1 protein-coding gene is annotated in these 628 nt (G+C 64.5%); it reads left to right on the top strand.

Going from position 1 to position 628, the window contains the following annotated elements; all coding sequences use genetic code 11:
• On the top strand, positions 1-628 hold a 628-nt coding region (locus AC3XQU_RS22770), incomplete at both ends, for a major capsid protein (protein ID WP_489876438.1).

The following is a 628-nucleotide window of genomic DNA, read 5'->3' as shown; positions in this document are numbered from 1 at the left end:
GCAGGTTTCGCGACCGGACAGAACCTGTCGACCCGGGAACTCGCCGATGCGGCGAACGTCAAGCTGCAGTCCCTCAGCGCATCTGGTGGCAAGGCATCCGCATCGGTTGCCCGCATCCACGTCCCGTTCGACGAGGAACTGACGGCCGACGGCCGCAACGATCAGGACGTCATCGACTATGCGGCTGACACGAGCCGTCTGGACGGTGGTTCTCTTGTCGCGGCAGGTGGTTGGTGCGCACCTTCGGAGACGCTGTACGAACTTGGCGGCATCCTCGCCGACGCCAACGCCGGCCTGATCGACCTGCCCGAGGTGAAGGCCGCTCGTGGTGGTCTCCGATTCACGGAGGGGCCGGATTACGCGGCCCTTTACGGTGATCCGAAGATCGGGTTCATTCAGACCGAGGCTCAGGCCGCCGCCGGTTCCGGGTTCACCAGTCCGACTGGTGCAACGATTGCCGGGACGGAAAAGCCGTTCTTGCGGGTTCCATGCCCGGACTTCACCGACGTCCGCGCGGAGGCTGCGGGCCTGGGTATTGTCGCCGGCATCCTCGTGAACGACGCCTACCCGGAGATGACCCAAGAGATCGTCGAGCACGCACTTATTGCGCACTCGCACCGCATCAACA

The organism is Telluria sp. AZSoR62 (assembly GCF_058111565.1).
The sequence above is the reverse complement of the archived record's forward strand: the minus strand, read 5'-3'. Positions and strand labels throughout refer to the sequence as shown.